Source organism: Ruegeria sp. H4, from assembly GCF_056533065.1.
Window position 1 is genome coordinate 835,577 of the sequence record NZ_JBQFOC010000001.1, and the last position, 20,963, is coordinate 856,539.

Consider the following 20,963-nt stretch of genomic DNA (forward strand, 5'->3'; position numbering starts at 1 on the left):
TAGACAAGACAACCGAACGGATACAGCCTTGGACTGGCGCGATCACGGCATACTTCTGACTTCTCGCCGACACGGCGAAACATCTGCGATTGTCGAGGTTTTCACTGAAGCCCACGGTCGCCATGCCGGGGTTGTGCGCGGTGGGACCAGCCGGAAGATTGCGCCGATCCTACAGCCGGGCGCGCAGCTGGATGTGCTGTGGCGCGCGCGGTTGGAGGAGCATATCGGCATGTTTCAGGTTGAACCTCTGCGGTCCCGCGCAGCTGCGGCGTTTTCGGGGCGGTTGGCTTTGTCAGGTTTGAACGCGGTTGTATCGCTGCTGTCCTTCTGCCTGCCAGAGCGAGAGCCTCATCCGGCGATCTACAAGCAGACCGAACAATTGATGGACCTGTTGGGACAGGACGACATTTGGCCGCTGGCCTATCTGCGGTGGGAGTTGGCGTTGCTTGAGGAGCTGGGCTTTGGTCTGGACCTGTCAGCCTGCGCCGTCACCGGCGCGACCGAGGGGCTGGTCTTTGTCTCACCCAAAACGGGGCGGGCGGTCAGCACTGAGGGCGCAGGTGATTGGGCAGATCGGTTGTTGCCGTTGCCGCCCTGCTTGCGCGGCGAAGGCGACGCGCCGGATGTTGAGGTTGCAACCGGCCTACAGACCACAGGTTATTTCCTAGAAAACCGCGTCGCCCCCGCGTTGGGTCATACGCCATTGCCTCAGGCACGGGCGCGGTTTGTAGATCAACTTACTCGACGGCTTTAAACACCATCTCGTGCCCGGCTTCGTTGCGTAAGATCAGCACATTCCCCGACACCTCGGATTGTGTCATCGCCATCAACGCGGCAAAATAAGTGCCTTCAAGTTCCAGCGATGCGCAAGCCGCACGCGTAGCGCTGAGGTTTTCAATCCCGAACCAGGGATATGGCGCGCTGATCGTCGCCTGATAGCTGTTGCAGGGGGCATTTCCGGCAATCTGCCCGTCTGCGGGAAACCGTAGCAGCGCGCTGGCCTCAAACGATTGGCCATCAATCTCCTGCAACTGCCATGACTGGTCTGCCGCACCATAGGCAGACAAGGTTTCATCCCGGTCACATTGCAAGAGCCCGATGAGCGGTAACGCAAAGGCAAGGCGGATCATATCAGTCTCCCACGACCTCGGAACGCTTCGCCTTTAGGCGTGTCGATCCGGCATCGTCAAGGAAGTTGAAGGCTTCTGGTCGTATTCAGGCCATAGTTGACCCAAGGTCACAAATCGACATAGTGGAGCCAAGCCAAACCCGGGCCCTAGTCAGCATCACAGCTAATCCCGAAGGGCAATGCCCATTAAGCTGGTAGCGCAAAAGCAGAGTTTGTTTCATGTCACAGGTCAGCGACACCGAAACCAAAAAGCGAACGCGGCCCATCGTCAAAGTCGTGATCGTCCTGGTTTATCTGGTGTTTTTGTTCCTGCTGGTTGAATTGTTGTCTTACGTCGCGGTTGTCCACCTGTTTGACAATGCGCTCGGTGGCAAGGCCGAGCGTCATCTTTACTCCTCGATCCGAGGGCATGAACTTAACCCCGACTACCAACGTCAATTCGATACTGGCGGGCAGCGCATTCATTCGGATCAGGGGTTCCGGTATGACTCCGTTGTCGATCTGCCCAAGCCGAATAGCACCTACCGCATCTTTCTGATGGGCGGCTCCACCGCCTATGCCATCGGATCACAAGGGCGCGTGTATCCAGATCATCCGACGCTCACCAATAGTGAAACGGTGTCTTACTTCCTTGAACAAACTCTCCGCGAGCAGCTGAAGGATGAAATGCCCGGTGTGAAGATCGAGGTGATCAACGCCGGTGTTGCCGCCTATCACAGCTTTCAGCATGTGCTGTATATCTACGAGACGCTCTATGAGTACGAGCCTGACCTGATTGTTTTTCTGGACGGTCACAATGATTTCTACAATGTGGGGGTTAAAAATCCGATCCAGAGCTATGGCTATTCCTCGGCTCGGATGGTGGATGCGCTCAACGACCGCGAGCCTTTCTTTGCGGCCTATGCGTTCTTGCGGGCCCCGGCCGAGTATTCCTATACGTTCAAGCTGGCGTCGAAATTCACCCAAGGTTTGTATCAGCGCTATGAGGCACCCAACTACAATCTGACCGGCGACGTGACCGCGTTGGAACGCGATTTCTCAGCCGAGCTGGCCGAGACCGCACGTCGTGGGTTTTTGCGCAATTACAAGCTGATCGAGTCTTTTGGTGCCTATCACGGGTTCTGCTACCATGTCTTCCTGCAGCCTGAGGTGGTATTCGAAAACGTCGAAAACCTGAGCGCGGCAGATCAGGAAATCGCTCAGATTACGCGCGACTGGTACGTGCCCGGACGAGAGCAGGTGATGACGCGCGCGCGCGCTGAGTTTCCGGAGCTGTTTGATCAGGCCGATATTCCCTATACCGAAATCGCTGAGATCGCAGCTCCTGAACACAAGGACAAAAGCCTGTATGTCGACTATACGCACCTGACGGCGGAAGGTTCGAAACTGGTGGCGGCCCGGATGCTGCCCGTAGTGATCGACACCATTTCAAAATGCGAGACGGGGTCCTGATCTCAGAACGCAAGTTCACCGTTTAGCAATTGTGTGCGCACCTCCATCCTTGGGCGCCAGTTGTACCGGGTATCTTTCCGAACAGGCCCCCAGAACAAGGCGCCGCTATTGCGCCACGGATCAAGGATTATGCCGTCATACATCGAATCGCCCTTGGCGCTGATCAGGGCGGAATGGTGAATGATCCGAAAGGGTGTGGGTGGGGATGTAGCCCAGTGTAGTTCGAGTGTTCGAAACCCTTCCTGCCGCAGTCGCCGCGTCATGGCCTGTGCCCAGTCATTGCACAGCCCGTATTCCCGAAAGCCGTTGGCGACCTTGGCGTTATGTATGATCGCCGGGTCGGTTACGTTCCAATCCCGGGCGAGGTGCTGAGAATAGCTGTACGAGATTGATGCGGCGGTTTGTGCCTCAATTGGATCAACCTCTGGCCCGAGGGATTGAATGGCTTGTGCCAGTTCGTCGATATCATCTTGATTTGCGGTTGGCTGCGGTACCGCGCAGCCGCATAGGGTCAGGGCTGTCAACATAGCCCAGAGAACCAATATTCGTGTCATGTCGGGTGCCAGCAATTGTCCAGTTTCTTTTGGTGGCAATAAGTCGGTATCGACGGATTTCATAGGGGAAGTTTGGCCGCAGGTTTGCCAACACTACTGGTTTAGGAAATTGGACTGCGTTGGTTGCAACAACTGGCGCAAGAAAAGACCCGGTGCAAAGACCGGGTCAGTTGGGGAAACAAGGCCGCCTTATTCGATCACCCGAGCAGACGTCGTGCGATGACCTGTGCCTGAATTTCGGCAGCCCCTTCGAAGATATTTAGAATGCGCGCGTCACACAGAACGCGGCTGATCTTGTATTCCAGTGCAAAGCCGTTGCCGCCATGAATTTGCAGCCCATTGTCGGCCGCAGCCCAAGCGACGCGGGCCCCCAGCAGTTTGGCCATACCGGCCTCAAGGTCGCAGCGGTGGCCGTGGTCCTTTTCCCAGGCCGAGAAATAGGTCAGCTGACGCGCGATCATGATCTCGACCGCCATCATCGCCAGTTTGCCCGAGACACGGGGGAAGTTGATCAGCGATTTACCGAATTGTTTCCGATCCTGCGCATATTGCATCGCAATATCCAATGCGCTTTGCGCCACGCCAATCGCGCGTGCGGCCGTCTGGATGCGAGCAGATTCAAAGGTCTCCATCAGCTGTTTGAAGCCTTTGCCTTCTTCCCCGCCCAGAAGGTTTTCGCCTTTCACGTGGAAACCGTCAAAGCCCAGCTCGTATTCTTTCATCCCGCGATAGCCCAGAACCTCGATCTCGCCACCGGTCATTCCGGGGGTGGGGAATGGATTTTCATCGGTGCCCGGGGTTTTTTCGGCCAGGAACATGGACAGGCCACGGTGGTCGGTGCTGTCCGGGTTGGTGCGGGCCAGCAGGGTCATAACATGGGTGCGGGCCGCGTGGGTGATCCAGGTTTTGTTGCCAGTGATCTGGTAGTCGCCGTTCTCATCTTTGACCGCTCTGGTGCGCAGGCTGCCAAGGTCCGAGCCAGTATTGGGTTCTGTAAACACGGCGGTCGGCAAGATCTCGGCGCTGGCCAGTTTGGGCAGCCAATTGGCTTTTTGTTCGTTCGTGCCGCCAGCCAGGATCAATTCAGCCGCAATTTCAGACCGGGTACCCAGAGAACCGACGCCGATATAGCCGCGTGACAATTCTTCCGAGACCACGCACATTGAGGCCTTGGACAGGCCAAATCCGCCGAACTCTTCGGGTATGGTCAGGCCGAACACGCCCATTTCGGCCAGCTCTTCGATGATCTCGATCGGGATCAGCTCGTCCTTCAGATGCCAGTCATGGGCGTTGGGTTCGACCTTTTCGACCGCATAGCGGCGGAACTGGTCGCGGATCATCTCAAGCTCTTCATCCAGCCCCGAAGCCCCGAACATGGCGGCACCGGCCTGCGCCTCCATCAATTCGACCAAACGTGTCCGCGCGGCCTGTGAGTTGGCCTGCGACATGAGGGTCTGCACCTCGGGGCATTGGAACCCGGACAACGCATCCCAACCAAGGCCAAGATCCTGAAGGCGCACAACTTCGCCCTGGTTCATGGGGATGCCACCGGCCACCTGATGCAGGTATTCACCAAAGGCGATCTGATGCAGCAGCTGTTCGATCTCACCGAACTTGCCTGCGGCTTCCAGTGCTTCGGCCCACCGCTGCATCTGTTGTAGCGATTGGTGATATGTGGCCAGCCATGCAAGCCCATGGGCGGCGGTTTGGTTGGCTTCGATCAACGCACCAGAGACGCGCCCATCAGATGTCACCTTGTCCCGTACTGAAACGCGCGCCTTTTCAAAGACAGCTTCAACAGCGGGTACAGCTTTGCTGGTCAGGTTCAGAAGGTCTGGCAAAGTTGCATTGGTGGTCATCTGGGATATGTCCTGTCCATCATGGGCCATGAATCGCGTCCTGTCTTGGGTGGTCTGGTCATATCATGCTGCACGTGCAGCGCAACAAAAATACTTATTACGCTGCGAAAAAGTTCAAAAATTGCGCTTTCGTTTTTGCAGTGCAGAGATTTTCTGCAATGATATCTAGAAGCCATGACATTGCTTTCTATGCTCTCCCCTTTTGATCTTGCCGTGGCTGCCACAATTGCGTGCCTAGCAGGTTGGATAAAAGGCATGGTCGGGTTTGCAATGCCCATGGTTCTGGTCTCGGGTCTCAGTATGATTTTGCCGCCCGAGCTTGCAGTCGCCGGGTTGATCTTGCCCACACTGGTGACCAACGGCGTGCAGGCGCTGCGCGAAGGGGTTCGGGCCGCCTATGAATCGATCCGGCGGTTCAAGGTTTTTCTGACTGTTGGTTTGGTGTTCCTGTTAATCGGCGCTCAGCTCGTGGCGCTTGTGCCCACGGCCACGTTTTTGCTGCTGATTGGTGTGCCAGTGACAGTCTTTGCGCTGATCCAGGTCTTCGGAGTTAAGGTCTCACTGACGTCAGCATCCACCCTCGTTGAGGCCGCAATAGGCGCTGTCGCAGGTTTTGTTGGAGGGATGTCGGGGGTTTGGGGTCCGCCGACCGTGGCTTACCTGACAGCCCTGAATACACCGAAACAAGAGCAATTCCGGGTTCAGGGCGTGATCTATGGCCTGGGCGCCGTTGCCTTGGTGGTTGCTCATATCGGATCGGGGATTCTAAATCGTGACACTGCACCGTTCTCGGCGGTATTGGTCGTGCCAGCCCTTGCAGGGTTGTGGTTGGGGATGCGGCAGCAAACGCGCATTGATCAGGTCAGATTTCGGAAAATCACTCTGTTGGTGCTTTTGATCGCAGGGCTGAACCTTGTGCGGCGCGGTCTGTTTGGCTAGCCGGTTATGCCCGTTTGTCTGCTAAGCGAAACACAAAATAGAGACCCAGCATCAGGAAAAACAGGCCCGAGATATCGCCGATCAAAAAGGCAACATATTCAACCGTCGCGCTGCCAAAGGCCATGTTGGTCAGGCCAGAGACCAGAATTGACGTGATTACGCCAACGCCCATGACGCAAATCCAACAGGGCTTTCTGTCGGCTCTTGGGAACAAATCCCAACCCATCCATTTCAGAAGGTAGAACACCGCCGGTACGGTTGTGACCGCGATGGCAATGGCCATCAGGCGGCTGGGCAGGAACAGATCCGCCCCGCCCAGTATTGCAAAAACCGCAATGACCCCCGGCAACAGCGCAAAGATCGCCCGCCAACCCAACAGCCAGGCGGATAGCACGCGCACACCGTGCGGTAGAAACAGCAGGCTTGCCCGGCTGGGATATTCTGGAAAGAACATGTTCTGTAGCGGCATCAAAACCTCAAAGGTGAGGAGTGATGCGACCACATAAGCCAAAGAGGCAAAGAAAGTTTCGGTGACCCACCTGCGCACCGGGATCAACCGACAACGCGTAAGAGGCGCAGCTTATCTGGGCGCATGAACGATGTATCGCCCTCGATTTGCATTGCCGCTTTGAGACAAATAGCCTTTTTCAACCAACGATTTCAGCGCACGAAAAAAAGTCGGGCGCGAAACTCTTTGGACCAGTGTGTGTTCGATCAAGCCGAATGTCCGAACCTCTTGATCTGCTTTCGACAGCTCCTCGGCCGCGTAGTAGATGTCGCGCTCGACCGGTGAGAGATTCTCCAGCCCCAATGTACGCTCCATGCTCTGCATCAACTTGCGCAGCTCGGTCAGTTTCGAAATTTCTGTCATATTTTACCTGTCTTGCTTCGTGCCTGACACTGTCCAGTCCTGGTGGCGCGAAATCGGTTGAATTTGGGTGTTCAACAAGTTGCGCGCTGGCACGTATCCCCGTGTAAGTGGTTTACTCTGCTATTTGGGTGGCCCGATCTGCAGAGGTGAGTATGCAGGCGCGAGAAACCCTGTGGTGCTTTCTGTTTTGGTTCCGGCGCAGTTGCATCGGAGGTCTTAGTAATGGGCAGAGTGCCTATCTCAATCTGAGTGTCAAAACAATAAAATTGTGGAGAATGGTGCCGTCGCGTAACTATTGAAGGTCAAAGCGCCATATTGATGACGCAAAAAAGAAGGGGCGCAAGCGCCCCTGTCTGTTTAGCCGATTGCGACCGATTTTATGTCGTCGTCGATGAAGGGGATGTATTGCTCAAAATTCTCGGCAAACATCTGCACCAATTTCTCGGCTTGCTTGTCAAAGGCTGCCTGATCGTCCCACGTACGGCGCGGGTCCAGCAGAACTTCGGGAACGCCGGGCACTGAAACGGGTACGTCAAAGCCGAAATTGGCATCCTTGCGGAATTCGGCGTCAGCCAGAGACCCTTCGAGCGCAGCTGTCAGCAGCGCGCGGGTCGCCTTGATCGGCATCCGGCTGCCCACACCATAAGCGCCGCCAGTCCAACCTGTGTTGACCAGCCAACAGGTGGCGCCGTGCTGGGCGATCTTGTCACGCAGCAGGTTGCCATAGGCCTCGGGTCGACGCGGCATGAAGGGTGCGCCAAAGCAGGTCGAGAAGGTCGGCTGCGGCTCGGTCACGCCACGCTCGGTACCTGCAACCTTTGAGGTGAAGCCAGACAGGAAGTGATACATCGCCTGCGCCGGTGTCAGACGCGCGATCGGAGGCAGGACGCCAAACGCATCGCAAGTCAGCATGATGATGTTCTTCGGGTGACCGCCCAGAGCGCTACTGGACGCGTTCGAGATATACTCGAGCGGGTAGGCACAGCGCATGTTCGCGGTCAGCGAGTCATCATCGAAATCCAATTCCTTGGTTTCGGGGTCGAAGACCATGTTCTCGATGACTGTGCCGAACTTGCTGGTTGTCGCGTAGATCTCGGGCTCGGCCTCGGCATTCAGGTTGATCGTCTTGGCGTAGCAGCCACCTTCGAAGTTGAAGGTGCCGCGATCCGACCAGCCATGTTCGTCATCGCCGATCAGCACGCGTGCTGGGTCCGCCGACAGCGTGGTCTTACCTGTGCCCGAAAGGCCAAAGAAAACCGCCGTGTCGACTGGGTTGCCCACGGCGTGGTTGGCTGAGCAATGCATCGGCATTACGCCTTTTTCCGGCAGCATGTAGTTCAACAGGGTGAAGACGGACTTTTTGTTCTCACCTGCGTACTCCGTGCCGCCGATCAGGATCAGCTTGCGGTCAAAGTTCAACGCAATCACTGTCTCGCTGCGGCAGTTGTGCTTGCTTGGGTCGGCCATGAAGCTGGGGCAGTTGATGACGGTGAAATCCGCGATGAATTCGTCCAGATCCTCACGATCAGGACGGCGCAGCAGATGGCGGATAAACAGGTTGTGCCAGGCCAGCTCGGTGACCATGCGCACATTGATTGAATAGGTAGGATCAGCTCCGCCTACGAGGTCCTGTACGAAATAGTCGCGGCCCTTCATATGCTCGAGCATATCTTCATAGAGCGTATCGAACCCCTCCGGGCTCATCGCGGCGTTGTTTTCCCACCAGATGCTGTCGGCGACGCTGTCGGTCTTGACGACGTGCTTGTCCTTGGGCGAGCGGCCGGTGAACTTACCGGTGGTGACCAAAAAGGCACCGCCGTTGCCCAGCGTGCCTTCACCACGCTTCAGCGCCTCTTCGATTAGCGCCGGTTCCATGAAGTTATAATAGACATTGCCCAGGCCCTCGATCCCCTGATTTTCGAGGCGGAATTGCGGGTTAACCCGTCCAGATGTCATGCGTGTCTTCTCCTGTGGCGGCGCTGCGGCGTGTTTGGCCGGGTGCACCATTGGGGCAGTTTGCCGGGGAAAACCGGCCGATGAGCGGGTCTTATCATGGTCCTTTGGGGCGTGAACAGGACGGTTTGGCGCAGTTAGCGCAACCAAGTTCAGGTTTAGCGCCACCAAATATTTCCTGTCGGAAAACTGGGCAGCATTTTGCGGGCAGCAAGGCATTTTTGCCGCATAGCTGCCGCAACAATGGCACGATTCAGGGTTACGGATTGATTCGGATCAGCAAAAACGCCAACAATACCTTACAAAAAAGCGTATTATTGCGTATGTGAGCAGGAATAGGGGTAAGCCCGATGTCAAAGATTGCACTGGTGGATGACGATAGAAACATTCTGACGTCCGTATCCATGACGCTCGAAGCCGAAGGTTTCGAGGTTGAAACCTACAATGATGGACAGGCCGCGCTGGACGCGTTCAACAAGAAACTGCCGGATATGGCCGTTCTGGATATCAAAATGCCGCGTATGGACGGGATGGACCTGTTGCAGCGGCTGCGCCAGAAGACGCAAATGCCGGTGATCTTTCTGACCTCGAAAGATGACGAAATTGATGAGGTTCTGGGCCTGCGTATGGGGGCTGATGACTATGTCAAAAAGCCATTCTCTCAGCGTCTGTTGGTTGAGCGCATTCGTGCGCTGCTGCGTCGGCAAGAAGCCACCAGCGGTGATGCAACTGTTGCCGCAACCGGCGACACCAAGGTCATGGAACGCGGAGAATTGCGGATGGATCCGTTGCGCCACGCGGTCAGTTGGAAAGGCACCGATGTCTCGTTGACAGTGACCGAATTCCTGTTGTTGCAGGCACTTGCACAGCGTCCGGGCTTTGTCAAAAGCCGGGATCAGTTAATGGATGTGGCTTATGATGATCAGGTTTATGTTGATGACCGCACCATCGACAGCCATATCAAGCGTCTGCGCAAGAAAATGCGTGCGGCAGATTCTGAGTTTTCGGCAATCGAAACGCTTTATGGTATCGGGTACAGATACAACGAAGAATAGGCGCGGCCATCTACAAGGGGTAATGGGGTCCCGTGCGCGACACCGAACAAGCCAATGAAACGCGCGACGGTGATGTCGTTCTCGGGGATGACTGGGTTATCCCCCAGGACCCCGAGTCTGCGGAGTTACGAGAAAAGCGATCCCGCAGGAACCTGTTTTCTTTGCGCGGGTCACCTTTGGCCCGCAAGATCATCACCTTCAACCTGATTGCTCTCGTGATCTTGGTCACGGGGCTACTCTATCTGGATGACTCGCGGTCCGAGCAGGTACAGCAGACCGCACGCAACTTGATGGGCGATGCGCAGCTGGTCAGCAATGTGTTCGAAACACAGTTGCGACAGGGTGTTGTGCAATCGTCGCAGGATACAAGCCAACTTGACGTTAAGGACACGCTGGCTGGTCTCAGCCTGCCTGAAGGGGGCGAGGTTTTTGTTTACGATGCCAGCGGTACGCTGATCGGCTGGACACGGGGCGCGCCGCAAGCATCGGAGCTTCCTGTACTTTTGCGGCCGGACACCGAGATGCGGACAGGCGGCACAGTCATCAGCGACGCGCTGAATGCGGTTTGGACGGGATTGTCACGCATATTCAACTGGTCTTCGGACACCGAGGCTCCGACATTGGCACAACAGGTGCAGGCTATCATTCCGCAAGCGTTGATGGGCCAGAGCCAGGTTCAGGCTGTGCAGGATGATGCTGGAGATACGGTGATCGTGGCCGCAGCTCCGATCCTGTATGAAGATGTTCCAGCAGGTGCCGTGGCAATGTCCGGTCCTGCGGGTGAGATTGATGCGCTCGCCAGGCGTGAACAGGAACGCATCCTTCAGATGTTTGTTGTTGCGCTGCTTGTCTCGATCGGCCTTAGCCTTGTTCTGGCCTCGACTATTGCCAACCCGTTGGCAGATCTCGCCTCGGCGGCCGAGATGGGGAAGGACAGGGGCACAGGTGTCAATCCGGGGCGTATTCGCATTCCGGACCTCAGCGCCCGACCGGATGAAATTGGCCGGCTGAGCCGCGCGCTGCGGGGTATGGTGACTGCGCTGTACAATCGCATTGATGCGAATGAACAATTTGCTGCCGATGTCGCGCATGAAATCAAGAATCCGCTGGCCAGCCTGCAATCCGCCGTCGGAACCCTGCGCATGGTCAAACGCGATGATCAGCGCGAGAAGCTGCTGGGCGTGATTGAACATGACGTAAAGCGGCTGGATCGTTTGGTCAGCGACATCTCGAACGCGTCACGTCTGGATGCGGAACTGGTCAAAGAGGAAGAACAGCCTTTTGATCTGCTTAAACTGCTTGGCAATATCGGGCAGTTTTTGGGCGAGGATGCCCGTGCGCAGGGTATCGACTATATCACTGACCTGCCTGCCGATCCGATTGTCGTGAACGGGCTAGAGGCACGCTTGGCACAGGTGTTCGTCAACCTCATCACCAACGCGATTTCGTTCTGCGAGGAAAGCGACGCCATCCGCGTCTGGGTGCGCCAGCGGGACAATCGAGTGTTGGTTGTCGTCGAAGATACTGGCCCCGGGATCCCGGAACAGGCCCTGACAAAGATCTTCAAACGGTTCTACTCGCAGCGTCCAGCCGAGCATTTTGGCAACAATTCCGGCCTTGGCCTTGCGATCTCAAAGCAGATTGTCGAGGCACATGGCGGCGTGATCTGGGCTGAAAACATCCGCCCTACCGAGGCGGATGTCACCTCTGATCCGCTAGGCGCGCGATTTGTCGTCGGGCTGCCTGTCTGATCCGATGACCATCTCATCCCTGAAAGATGCGGCAGACCGGGACAGTGCCCGCGTTCATGCCAGCTGTGTTGCCGTTGCCGGCAAGGGGCTTTTGATCGTAGGGGCTTCCGGAGCAGGTAAATCCTCTCTGGCGCTGCAGATGATGACGCAGGGCGCAGTATTGGTTGCCGATGATCGCGTTGATCTTGGGATGGCACGGAATTGTATCATGGCCTCACCCGTACCAGAGATTGCCGGTTTGATCGAAGCCCGTGGGATCGGCTTGTTGAGGGCACAGAATACACTGTCTGTTGCGCTGCATTTCGTATTAGATCTGGATCAGCAAGAGACAGCGCGCCTGCCTGATCCGATCACGATCCCGCTGCTTAGGGGCACCGTGCCCTTGCTTCGGGGCGCTGCTGTGCCCAATTTGGCACAAGCCCTGTTGCAACTTCTCAGATTCGGACGCGTAGACCCGGAATGGCCGACGAAATGACATCGCAAAAGCGAACCGTTCTGGTGACAGGGCCGTCGGGCGCAGGCCGCTCTACAGCGATCCATGTGCTGGAAGACTTGGGCTTTGAGGCCATCGATAACCTGCCTATGGGGCTTCTGGCGCGTCTAATGGACGGAGCAGAGGCTGACCGACCCATGGCCCTTGGTATCGACGCGCGCAACCGGGATTTTTCGACCATCGGTTTTATCGAACTTGCCGAGAAGCTGGGCCGCATGCCCCAAGTGGATTTGACAGTTCTCTATCTGGATTGCAGCGATGATGTGTTGCTGAGGCGCTTTTCCGAAACCCGCAGGCGCCATCCGGTTGCTCAGGATGCAGGCCCAGAAACCGGCGTTCGCCGTGAAAAAGAGCTGTTGGCGCCCATTCGAGAGATCGCGGATACTCTGATCGATACCAGTGGGTTAAACGTGCACCAGCTGCGCGAGGAGGTTGAGCGTTGGTTCGCGCCCAAAGACGGTCGGCATCTGGCGGTCTCGATTGAATCGTTCTCCTACAAGCGCGGTCTGCCGCGTGGATTGGATATGGTCTTCGACTGCCGGTTTCTGGCAAACCCCTATTGGCGACCCGAATTGCGGTCGGCAGATGGTCGAAACCCGGATGTCGCGCACTACGTCCAGTCGGATATGAACTATTCGCCGTTTTTTGACCGGATCACCGATCTGCTAAATCTGCTTCTGCCGGCGTTTCGCGCCGAGGGCAAGGCGCACCTGTCGGTGGCGTTTGGCTGCACCGGGGGGCAACACAGATCGGTGGCAATGGCTGAAGCGGTTGCAAAGGCCCTTGCAGAACAGGGCCAGCAGGTGGCAATTAGACACCGCGAAATGGAACGACGCGCGTTGAATGTGAGGCCGGATTGATCGGGATTGTAATCGTAGCGCATGGTGGTTTGGCTCAGGAGTATCTGGCCGCCATGCAGCATGTGGTGGGGGCGCAACCTGGTTTGGCGGCGATCGCGATCGAAGCCGATCATGACCGCGAAGAGAAACAAGCCGAAATCTGCCGTGCAGCGAACGAGGTCGATCTGGGTGACGGCGTTGTCATCGTGACAGACTTGTTCGGAGGCAGCCCCTCAAACCTCAGCCTCAAGGCCTGTGCGCCACAGGATCGCCGAATCCTCTATGGCGCGAACCTACCCATGCTGATCAAATTGGCCAAAAGCCGCCACCTGCCGGTCGCTGACGCAGTACGTCAGGCGATGGAGGCTGGACGCAAATACATCAATGCGCAAAATGTGACATTGGACTAAGACCGGACAGATTGAAATGACCAACCGAAGCTTGAAAATCATTAACGAAAAAGGGCTTCACGCCCGTGCCTCCGCCAAACTGGTCGAGGTTGTCGAGGGGTTTGATGCCAATGCTGAAGTCTCCAAGGATGGCCTTTCTGCATCCGGCGACAGCATCATGGGCCTTTTGATGTTGGCAGCCTCACGCGGAACGACTATTGACGTTCAGACCTCGGGGCCAGATGCTGAGGCATTGGCAGAAGCCTTGGAAGCGCTTGTGAATGACAAGTTCGGAGAAGGGTTCTAAACCGCCCCACCGGGACAGGAACTACGGGAAGACCAGGAATTGGCGGAAACAACGCACGAGACCAAGACAGGCCCGATCGTAAACGGGACCGAGGATCAGGGCGAGATCTACGATCGTAGAACGCTCACCTATGCGAACTCGTTCGACGATGCCTGGACCGCAACCGCTATTCGCGCCATCGAATGGTGCACCGGCAAGCTGACCATTCTGAGGATGGTCAACAAGTTCGAAAAGAAAAACGAGCTGTATCGTGGCCAACGGTTCTGGAGCGGCGCGCTCAAGACCATGGGGATTACCCTTACAACGCCCGAAGAACAGATCGCGCGTATTCCGAAAACCGGCCCTGTTGTCGTTGTTGCCAATCACCCGCATGGCATGGTGGATGGTATGATCTTTGCAGAATTGATCGGGCGCGTCCGCAGTGATTACCGCATCCTGACACGTTCGGTTCTGACCGGTCTGGATGAGGCCGCCACGTCGTTCATGATCCCGGTGCCGTTCCCACATGACCCCGAAGCGCAGGCAAAAATGCTGGAAATGCGTAGTAAGGCGATGGACCACCTCAAGGATGGTGGTGTCGTCGCGCTGTTCCCCTCTGGGGTGGTGATGTCCTCGGACGATTGGTTCGGCCCGGCGATTGAACGCGAGTGGAACGTTTTCACCGCCAAAATGATCCGCCGCTCGGGTGCGACGGTTGTTCCGATTTATTTCCCGGGTCGTAACTCACGTGCCTATCAGATTGCCAATAAACTGTCGCCGATCCTACGCCAGGGATTGTTGCTGCATGAGATCGTCCGCTCTTGCAACAAACCGCAATCTCCGGTCATCGGAGAGCCGATCTCTGACGAAGATATGCAGCTTCTGGAACGTGATCCGCGCGGGTTCATGACGTGGCTCCGGGATCGCACCATGTCCTTGGGCACATCAGACAGATCCTGATCCACTCTTCATCTGGCCAGAAATATCCCGGGGGTGAGCCCGGATACCATCCGGGCGAGGGGGCTGGCCCCCTCAGCGCGTGGGCACGGGAACCTCACCGCGATAGTCATAAAAGCCACGATCCGTTTTGCGACCCAACCATCCGGCTTCAACATATTTGGTTAGCAACGGGCAGGGGCGGTATTTTGTATCCGCCAATCCGTCATGCAGCACATTCATGATCGCTAAGCAGGTATCCAGCCCAATGAAATCCGCCAGTTCCAATGGCCCCATCGGATGGTTTGCGCCAAGCTTCATGGATTGATCGATGGACTGAACGTTCCCTACGCCTTCATAAAGCGTGTACACGGCTTCATTGATCATCGGCATCAGGATGCGGTTGACGATAAAGGCTGGGAAATCTTCGGCACTTGCGGCGGTTTTGCCCAGGCGGTCCACCACTGCCTTGCACGCGGCATAGGTGGGCTCGTCGGTTGCGATCCCTCTGATCAATTCGACCAGTTGCATCACAGGAACCGGGTTCATGAAGTGAAACCCCATGAACCGCTCTGGCCGATCTGTCCGGCTGGCCAGCCGCGTGATTGAGATCGACGAGGTGTTCGACGTGAGAATCGTATGTGGCAGAAGATGCGGTTGCAGGTCTTCGAAAATCGCCTGTTTGATCGTCTCGCGCTCGGTTGCGGCCTCAATGACCAGATCAGTCTGGCCCAGTCGTGGCAGTTCCAGCGTTGTTGTGATCCGCTGCAACGCAGCCTGCATTACCTCGTCGCTGATCTTCCCGCGCGAGGCTTGACGTGCCAGATTGCCCTGGATCGTATTGATCGCCCGGTCAAGCGCCTCCTGGCTGACGTCGTTCAGCAGAACATCATAATCCGCCAAGGCCAGCACATGAGCGATACCGTTGCCCATCTGACCTGCGCCAATAACTCCGACCGATTTTACATCCATGTTCTGCTGCCTTTGCCCTGCGCGTTATGGGCGACAGTATCGGCAGTTCGGGGCGGGCGGCAAGGGGCAGGTATGGCCGCAATTCGCTTCAAATGCGCATATTAGGAAAATCTCAACATCTGGGGCGTCAAGATGGCAGTTGGGTGAAAAATGGGTGAGTGAGATGAGCTATCATCAGGCAGGCTCCGGCGTGGCCGGGGGCGAACTATGTCAGTATTCTGGGTCGAAACTGTGGTTTCGCGGGCCTGCCAATGCGCTGGATGGTCCCTATGTGGCTTGTGTCGGCATGGATGAAACCTTTGGGCGATTTGTCGAGCACCCGTATCCTGCTGTTCTTCAAGACAAGTTGCGACAGACATGCGTCAACCTGGGCAGCCTGTTTTCAGGTGTTGATGCCATTCTTGGCGACGACGGTTTGCTGGAGCTGATCAATGGCAGCCAGATGTGTATTCTGCAACTGCCAGAGGTTCATGGTCAATCGAATCGATTCTATCGCGTGCACCCTCGCCGCAACGACCGCTTCCTTGCTCCTACGCCCGACCTTCTGGCATTGTATCCCGAGATTGACTTTGCCGAGATCAATTTTGTGCGCCATTTGCTGACCCGGCTTCAGGCCAATCAGGATGCCCGTTTTGAGATGGTCGCCCAGGAGCTGCAAGAAGGCTGGGTGAAGGCGATGAAAACCTTGCTGCTAAACATCGAAAATCCGGTTCTTCTGCTGCACCTCACGGTGAGTCGGGTGCAGCTTGTCGAGGATACCCTGATACAGATCAGCGATGCGATGCTGGGTCAACTCAGACAGTTTGCTGCGAAAGTGGCCAAAGCCGAGGTTGCCGTATCAGGTGCGTCTGAGATGCTTGAGGATGTGCTGTTTGGCACGTTGCAGCAGCCAATGGCCGAACACATGATCGGCCCCGCCGCGCATCGTGCCATTGCGGATGCTATCTTGCCTAACCTCAGAGATCTGAACGACTAAGGCCCGCCTGTTGGCGGGCCTTTCGACAGGCTTCAGCAAAAACCTGGTCTGTCAGATCAGCCGAGTTTCTCGGTCAGTTCCGGCACGGCCTGGAACAGGTCGGCGACCAGTCCGAAGTCGGCGACCTGGAAGATCGGCGCTTCTTCGTCCTTGTTGATCGCAACGATGACCTTCGAGTCTTTCATACCAGCAAGGTGCTGGATCGCGCCCGAGATGCCGACAGCTACATACAGATCGGGGGCAACAACCTTACCGGTCTGACCCACCTGCCAGTCGTTCGGCGCATAGCCCGAGTCCACCGCCGCGCGCGAGGCACCAACCGCCGCGCCCAGCTTGTCGGCCAGCGTTTCGATCAGTTTGAAGTCCTCTTCCGAGCCGACACCACGGCCGCCCGAAACAACAACACCAGCCGAGGTCAGTTCCGGACGGTCGCTCTCGGCCACCTTGTCCTCAACCCAGGACGACAGTCCTGCGGAGCCGGGAACCGCAACGGTTTCAACCGATGCCGAACCACCTTCGCCTGCCGCGTCAAAGGACGCGGTGCGGATGGTGACAACTTTCTTGGCGTCGTTCGATTTCACGGTCTGGATCGCGTTGCCCGCATAGATCGGACGCTCGAAGGTCGAGCCGTCAACCACGCCGGACGCATCCGAGATCACCATCACGTCCAGCAGCGCAGCAACGCGCGGCATCACGTTCTTGGCGTCGGTGGTCGCAGGGGCCACGATGTGCTCATACCCATCGGCCAGCGACACGATCAGGGCTGCGGTCGATTCCGCCAGGCGGTGGCCCAGCGATGCGTCTTCGGCAACCAGAACCTTCCCGACACCGTCGATCTTGGCAGCAGCCTCGCCAGCTGCGGCAGCGGAACCGCCAGCGGCCAGAACGGTGATGTCGCCCAGCGACTTGACGGCGGCTACGGCCTTGGCGGTAGCGTCCAGCGACAGCTCGCCATTGTTGACTTCAGCCAGAAGAAGAACAGCCATTACACAGCCCCCGCTTCTTTGAGTTTCCCGACCAGCTCGTCAACCGAGCCTACGATGATGCCTGCGGCACGTGCCGGCGGCTCGTCGGTCTTGACGATTTCCAGACGCGGCGTGACGTCGACGCCGTAATCGGCGGCGGTTTTCTCGTCCAGCGGCTTTTTCTTCGCCTTCATGATGTTGGGCAGCGACGCATAGCGCGGCTCGTTCAGGCGCAGGTCAACGGTCACGATGGTCGGCATCTTGACGCTGATGGTCTGCAGACCGCCGTCAACCTCGCGGGTGATCTTGGCGCTATCGCCTTCGATGTCCAGTTCGGACGCGAAGGTGCCTTGCGACCAACCCAGCAGGGCCGACAGCATCTGCCCGGTGGCGTTCATGTCGTTGTCGATCGCCTGCTTCCCTGCGAGAACGATGCCGGGCTGCTCTTCCTCGACCACTTTGGCTAGGATCTTTGCGACGGCCAGCGGCTCGATGTCCTGATGGACATCATCAGCGGCAACAACCAGAATGGCGCGGTCTGCACCCATGGCCAGCGCGGTGCGCAGGGTTTCCTGCGCCTGCTTGACGCCGATCGAAACGGCAACCACTTCGTCAGCCTTGCCCGCTTCTTTCAGGCGGATCGCTTCTTCCACCGCGATCTCGTCGAACGGGTTCATCGACATTTTGACATTGGCGAGATCAACACCGCTACCGTCCGCTTTCACGCGGACCTTCACATTATAGTCAATCACGCGCTTGACAGGCACGAGTACCTTCATTTTGCGCTTTCTCCTCACAAAAACGGTAAGTCGCAACGCGACTCCACCAATGCTCTCGGACGACTGAATAGCGTCTCAATTCACGGTGCAACAGGGCAAAATCGTCACGTCAGGGGCTCGGGACGTCGCGTTTCGTAATTTTTGACGCCACGGCGCGAAACTTTGTTGCGGATAGAAGCAGTTGATTTGCAGGCGTGCCAGTCAGCGGTTCGCGCCCGGAATCCACAAGACGTCGTCTTTGCCGTTGTTGTTGGCGCAGCGTGCCGCCACAAAAAACCAGTCGCTGAGACGGTTGAGGTATTTGACGGCGACCTCGTTCACCGGCTCCATATTTGTCAGCTCAACGGCAAGGCGTTCGGCCCGACGGGACACGGTGCGGCAGACGTGTAGATGGGCCGCCAGACGGGATCCACCCGGCAGGATGAAACTGCGCAACGGTTCAAGGTCGGCGTTCATAGCATCAATCTCGGCCTCAAGACGGTCAATCTGGGCAGGGGCGATGCGCAGTGGCGGATAGTCTGCCTCGGCATCTTTTTCCATGTCGGGGCGGCAGAAATCGGCCCCCAGATCGAACAGATCATTCTGAATGCGAGCCAAGGCTGCGTCGGTTTCACCACCAGCCTGTGTGCGTGCCACACCCACGAAGGAGTTCAACTCATCCACTGTGCCATAAGCGGCCACCCGGCCAGAGTATTTGGCAACCCGCTCACCATTGCCGAGGGCGGTTTTCCCGTCATCTCCGGTTCGTGTGTAGATTTTGTTTAGTACAACCATTTAAGATGCCCCCTGTCCTTTGAGGTAGACGTAGAGCAGGATCAGCAATACGGCAATGAACTGAAACAGGATGCGCAGCCGCATCATCTTGTTGCTTTTCTTCGCGGCCGCCATGCCGCCTTTGCCGAAGTTGGAAATGCCGATCGCCAATACGACCACCACTGACGCCATGGCCAGAAGCAAAACGACCATCAAAAGGTCCATAAGGGTTCACCGTCTGCGTTTTTTGTTTCGTTTGGACTGATCTAGCCCCGATACCCGAAAAAGCGAACCGGTAATTTCGTCTCAGATGTCGGACAGAATGCGGTCAATCGCCCTTGTGGGCAATATCCGGCGCAGATAACCGGCGATATAGGTCGGCGTGGTGACATAGTAGCGGGCTTTGGGTCTGCGCGCTTCGACCGCATGGACCAGCTTGGCCGTGACCGCCGAGGCGGGTAGTTCAAACTTGTCGGGCCCCGAGCTCTCATACAGCCGCCTCAGCAGTGAGTTTTCGTATTTCGCTCGTAGGGCCGAGTTTTCCCAATCAATGAACCGTTCGAATAACGGGATGGCCTTTTCACGCAGCTTTGACGTGATCGGGCCTGGTTCGATGAGGATCACGCGGATGTTTGTGTCCTTCAATTCAAGACGCATCGTGTCGCTGAGCCCTTCGATGGCGTATTTCGTCGCCACATATGCACCCCGCCATGGGAATGCCACCAGCCCAAGTACAGAAGAACATTGAACAATTCGCCCATGGCCTTGATCACGCATGACGGGAATGACCTGCCGCGTCAGTTCGTGCCAACCAAAGAAATTGGCTTCGAAGATGTGACGCAACCCGTCTGTGGGTACATCTTCGACCGCGCCGGGCAGGCCATGGGCGCCGTTGTTGAACAGGGCGTCCAGCGTGCCGCCGGTGGCCTGTAAAACCTCGGTCAACCCGGCCTTGATACTGTCTGCATCCGCATAGTCGATTCGCGGGCTTTCAAAGCCTTGGGCGCGCAACCGATCACAATCACGCTGCTGTCGGCACGAGGCAAACACCCGCCATCCTTGTGCTCGCATACCGTGTGCCGCATCAAGCCCGATACCCGAAGAACAACCTGTGATGAGAATCGATTTTTGCATGAGTGTCCCGCACCAGAATGTGCTCAATAGCTACGATCAGCATTGGGGCAGGACAATGACGCTAAACAATCAGTTTGATGTTTTTCGGACAAGCGATGTTGAAATCCATCCGACCTGTTGCCCGGGCAACACGCGCAGGCGCAACCAGCCGGTGCCCGAGTCGCTCAGAACTTCGACCTGCTGGCCGATCTGCGCTTTGCCGATGATCGGATAGATCGTACCGGGCCCATCGCGCATGTTCACGCGTGTGCCTGAAATCTCGCGGATGTCCTTTTCTGGCTCAGGCAAAGCGGGCACGCCTACTATCTCGGGATCGGCATCTGTGACCACCTGTTGAAGCGAGGCAACACCGTCTTCAAGCGATGCGAGCGCAAGCGAAACTGTCTGATCTTCGAACAAAGAGGGGTTCGCCTGCAGGCCAGCGGCCACTTGTGCCAGCATGGCCTTGGTTTCTTCTTCGGTCAGGGCTGGCTCAGGCTCTGCAAGCGGCTCAAGTGTTGGTGCAGGACGATTCGACGGGGTCGGTTCAAAGCTGACCTGTGTCACAAGCTCTTCCACCGGGGCTGAGGCCACGGGCTTAGATGCGGGACTGAAAGCTTCAGCCATACGTTGCGGATTGTCGGCGCGCAGGCCGCGTGGTTCAAAATCCGGACCTCCGCTCATCACGTAAAAGGTCCAGCCGAGTGCGGCAAATGTAATAAGAATAAGGCGCGTCATGGCGCATCCCCCAAAATCAATCGTTACAACAACAAAAAGGCAGCATTCATTTATTGTCGGAATGGTACCATATTTTGATGGCTGAGTCGAAAATCGGGGGAAAACACAGGCTTGCCTCCCCCTGTTGCAAAAAGCACGACTTGTCCCCAGCAAAATGGGCC

The 20,963-nt window shown here is 56.9% G+C and carries 25 protein-coding genes; 12 read left to right on the top strand and 13 right to left on the bottom strand.

All coding sequences use genetic code 11. From position 1 onward, the window contains the following. The first annotated feature begins 28 nt into the window (after positions 1-28). Positions 29-754: a DNA repair protein RecO gene (gene recO / locus ACR0KG_RS04240; RefSeq protein WP_480826574.1), complete on the top strand. Its 726-nt coding sequence runs from the start codon at positions 29-31 to the stop codon at positions 752-754. Here recO and ACR0KG_RS04245 read toward each other — a convergent pair. Then, the gene (locus ACR0KG_RS04245) at positions 738-1,130 is read right to left on the bottom strand and encodes an META domain-containing protein (RefSeq protein ID WP_480826575.1); all 393 of its coding nucleotides are present in this window, start codon (positions 1,128-1,130) and stop codon (positions 738-740) included. The two genes, recO and ACR0KG_RS04245, sit on opposite strands and share 17 nt — an antisense overlap. 218 nt (positions 1,131-1,348) lie before the next feature. On the opposite strand from ACR0KG_RS04245, the gene ACR0KG_RS04250 reads away from it, so the two are divergent. Further along, positions 1,349-2,581 (top strand): hypothetical protein, encoded by a 1,233-nt coding sequence (locus ACR0KG_RS04250; RefSeq protein ID WP_480826576.1) that lies wholly within the window; start codon positions 1,349-1,351, stop codon positions 2,579-2,581. A 2-nt stretch (positions 2,582-2,583) separates the two neighbouring features. Here ACR0KG_RS04250 and ACR0KG_RS04255 read toward each other — a convergent pair whose 3' ends face one another. Both ACR0KG_RS04255 and ACR0KG_RS04260 read right to left on the bottom strand, forming a co-directional pair. Next, complete coding sequence (locus ACR0KG_RS04255) at positions 2,584-3,135, bottom strand: hypothetical protein (protein ID WP_480545007.1); 552 nt, start codon at positions 3,133-3,135, stop codon at positions 2,584-2,586. A 197-nt stretch (positions 3,136-3,332) separates the two neighbouring features. Next, positions 3,333-5,024 carry an acyl-CoA dehydrogenase family protein gene (locus tag ACR0KG_RS04260; protein WP_480826577.1) on the bottom strand — a complete coding sequence of 564 codons (1,692 nt, stop codon included), beginning with the start codon at positions 5,022-5,024 and terminating at the stop codon, positions 3,333-3,335. Positions 5,025-5,168: 144 nt separating this feature from the next. On the opposite strand from ACR0KG_RS04260, the gene ACR0KG_RS04265 reads away from it, so the two are divergent. Further along, on the top strand, positions 5,169-5,933 hold the full coding sequence (locus tag ACR0KG_RS04265; RefSeq protein WP_480545009.1) for a sulfite exporter TauE/SafE family protein: 765 nt from the start codon (positions 5,169-5,171) through the stop codon (positions 5,931-5,933). A 4-nt stretch (positions 5,934-5,937) separates the two neighbouring features. On the opposite strand, the gene ACR0KG_RS04270 is transcribed toward ACR0KG_RS04265, so the two are convergent. The 3 genes from ACR0KG_RS04270 to ACR0KG_RS04280 form a co-directional block, all read right to left on the bottom strand. Beyond that, complete coding sequence (locus ACR0KG_RS04270) at positions 5,938-6,402, bottom strand: hypothetical protein (RefSeq protein WP_480549933.1); 465 nt, start codon at positions 6,400-6,402, stop codon at positions 5,938-5,940. A 111-nt stretch (positions 6,403-6,513) separates the two neighbouring features. Further along, a complete protein-coding gene (locus tag ACR0KG_RS04275; RefSeq protein WP_170531325.1) occupies positions 6,514-6,804 on the bottom strand; it encodes a hypothetical protein in 291 nt (96 codons plus the stop codon). 357 nt (positions 6,805-7,161) lie between these two features. After that, complete coding sequence (locus ACR0KG_RS04280) at positions 7,162-8,760, bottom strand: phosphoenolpyruvate carboxykinase (RefSeq protein ID WP_480545012.1); 1,599 nt, start codon at positions 8,758-8,760, stop codon at positions 7,162-7,164. A gap of 80 nt (positions 8,761-8,840) precedes the next feature. Between ACR0KG_RS04280 and ACR0KG_RS04285 the strand changes: the two genes are divergently transcribed. Genes ACR0KG_RS04285 through ACR0KG_RS04320 form a run of 8 tightly spaced genes read left to right on the top strand, consistent with a single transcriptional unit; the run spans position 8,841 to position 14,530 of the window. Then, positions 8,841-9,086 carry a hypothetical protein gene (locus tag ACR0KG_RS04285; RefSeq protein ID WP_480826578.1) on the top strand — a complete coding sequence of 82 codons (246 nt, stop codon included), beginning with the start codon at positions 8,841-8,843 and terminating at the stop codon, positions 9,084-9,086. Positions 9,087-9,107: 21 nt separating this feature from the next. Then, a complete protein-coding gene (locus tag ACR0KG_RS04290) occupies positions 9,108-9,812 on the top strand; it encodes a response regulator (protein ID WP_170531319.1) in 705 nt (234 codons plus the stop codon). Between the two features lie 32 nt (positions 9,813-9,844). Beyond that, positions 9,845-11,563: an ATP-binding protein gene (locus ACR0KG_RS04295; protein WP_480826579.1), complete on the top strand. Its 1,719-nt coding sequence runs from the start codon at positions 9,845-9,847 to the stop codon at positions 11,561-11,563. 4 nt (positions 11,564-11,567) lie between these two features. Then, a complete protein-coding gene (locus ACR0KG_RS04300) occupies positions 11,568-12,038 on the top strand; it encodes an HPr kinase/phosphorylase (RefSeq protein ID WP_480826580.1) in 471 nt (156 codons plus the stop codon). Then, the gene (rapZ, locus tag ACR0KG_RS04305; RefSeq protein WP_480826581.1) at positions 12,023-12,916 is read left to right on the top strand and encodes an RNase adapter RapZ; all 894 of its coding nucleotides are present in this window, start codon (positions 12,023-12,025) and stop codon (positions 12,914-12,916) included. The genes ACR0KG_RS04300 and rapZ overlap by 16 nt, the downstream gene beginning before the upstream one ends. Then, positions 12,913-13,305, top strand: coding sequence for a PTS sugar transporter subunit IIA (locus ACR0KG_RS04310; protein ID WP_170531314.1), 393 nt, complete (start codon positions 12,913-12,915; stop codon positions 13,303-13,305). Before rapZ ends, ACR0KG_RS04310 begins: the two co-directional genes overlap by 4 nt. A gap of 16 nt (positions 13,306-13,321) precedes the next feature. Beyond that, entirely contained in the window at positions 13,322-13,591 is a 270-nt protein-coding gene (locus ACR0KG_RS04315; protein ID WP_170531313.1) for an HPr family phosphocarrier protein, read from the top strand. Positions 13,592-13,630: 39 nt separating this feature from the next. Continuing rightward, positions 13,631-14,530: a lysophospholipid acyltransferase family protein gene (locus ACR0KG_RS04320; RefSeq protein WP_480826582.1), complete on the top strand. Its 900-nt coding sequence runs from the start codon at positions 13,631-13,633 to the stop codon at positions 14,528-14,530. A gap of 72 nt (positions 14,531-14,602) precedes the next feature. On the opposite strand, the gene ACR0KG_RS04325 is transcribed toward ACR0KG_RS04320, so the two are convergent. After that, positions 14,603-15,478: a 3-hydroxybutyryl-CoA dehydrogenase gene (locus ACR0KG_RS04325; protein WP_480545017.1), complete on the bottom strand. Its 876-nt coding sequence runs from the start codon at positions 15,476-15,478 to the stop codon at positions 14,603-14,605. Positions 15,479-15,641: 163 nt separating this feature from the next. Here ACR0KG_RS04325 and ACR0KG_RS04330 point away from each other — a divergent pair, with 163 nt between their 5' ends. Continuing rightward, on the top strand, positions 15,642-16,454 hold the full coding sequence (locus ACR0KG_RS04330) for a DUF6473 family protein (protein WP_480545018.1): 813 nt from the start codon (positions 15,642-15,644) through the stop codon (positions 16,452-16,454). A 56-nt stretch (positions 16,455-16,510) separates the two neighbouring features. On the opposite strand, the gene ACR0KG_RS04335 is transcribed toward ACR0KG_RS04330, so the two are convergent. The 6 genes from ACR0KG_RS04335 to ACR0KG_RS04360 all read right to left on the bottom strand — a co-directional run bounded on the left by ACR0KG_RS04335 (position 16,511) and on the right by ACR0KG_RS04360 (position 20,802). Further along, positions 16,511-17,440, bottom strand: coding sequence for an electron transfer flavoprotein subunit alpha/FixB family protein (locus ACR0KG_RS04335; protein ID WP_480549917.1), 930 nt, complete (start codon positions 17,438-17,440; stop codon positions 16,511-16,513). After that, complete coding sequence (locus ACR0KG_RS04340; protein WP_480549915.1) at positions 17,440-18,198, bottom strand: electron transfer flavoprotein subunit beta/FixA family protein; 759 nt, start codon at positions 18,196-18,198, stop codon at positions 17,440-17,442. The genes ACR0KG_RS04335 and ACR0KG_RS04340 overlap by 1 nt, the downstream gene beginning before the upstream one ends. Positions 18,199-18,399: 201 nt before the next feature. Next, positions 18,400-18,972, bottom strand: coding sequence for a cob(I)yrinic acid a,c-diamide adenosyltransferase (locus tag ACR0KG_RS04345; RefSeq protein ID WP_480826583.1), 573 nt, complete (start codon positions 18,970-18,972; stop codon positions 18,400-18,402). Then, a complete protein-coding gene (locus ACR0KG_RS04350; protein ID WP_170531301.1) occupies positions 18,973-19,176 on the bottom strand; it encodes a twin transmembrane helix small protein in 204 nt (67 codons plus the stop codon). Positions 19,177-19,257: 81 nt separating this feature from the next. After that, on the bottom strand, positions 19,258-20,085 hold the full coding sequence (locus ACR0KG_RS04355) for an SDR family NAD(P)-dependent oxidoreductase (protein ID WP_480549911.1): 828 nt from the start codon (positions 20,083-20,085) through the stop codon (positions 19,258-19,260). Between the two features lie 69 nt (positions 20,086-20,154). Then, entirely contained in the window at positions 20,155-20,802 is a 648-nt protein-coding gene (locus ACR0KG_RS04360; RefSeq protein ID WP_480549909.1) for an SH3 domain-containing protein, read from the bottom strand. Positions 20,803-20,963 lie beyond the last annotated feature (161 nt).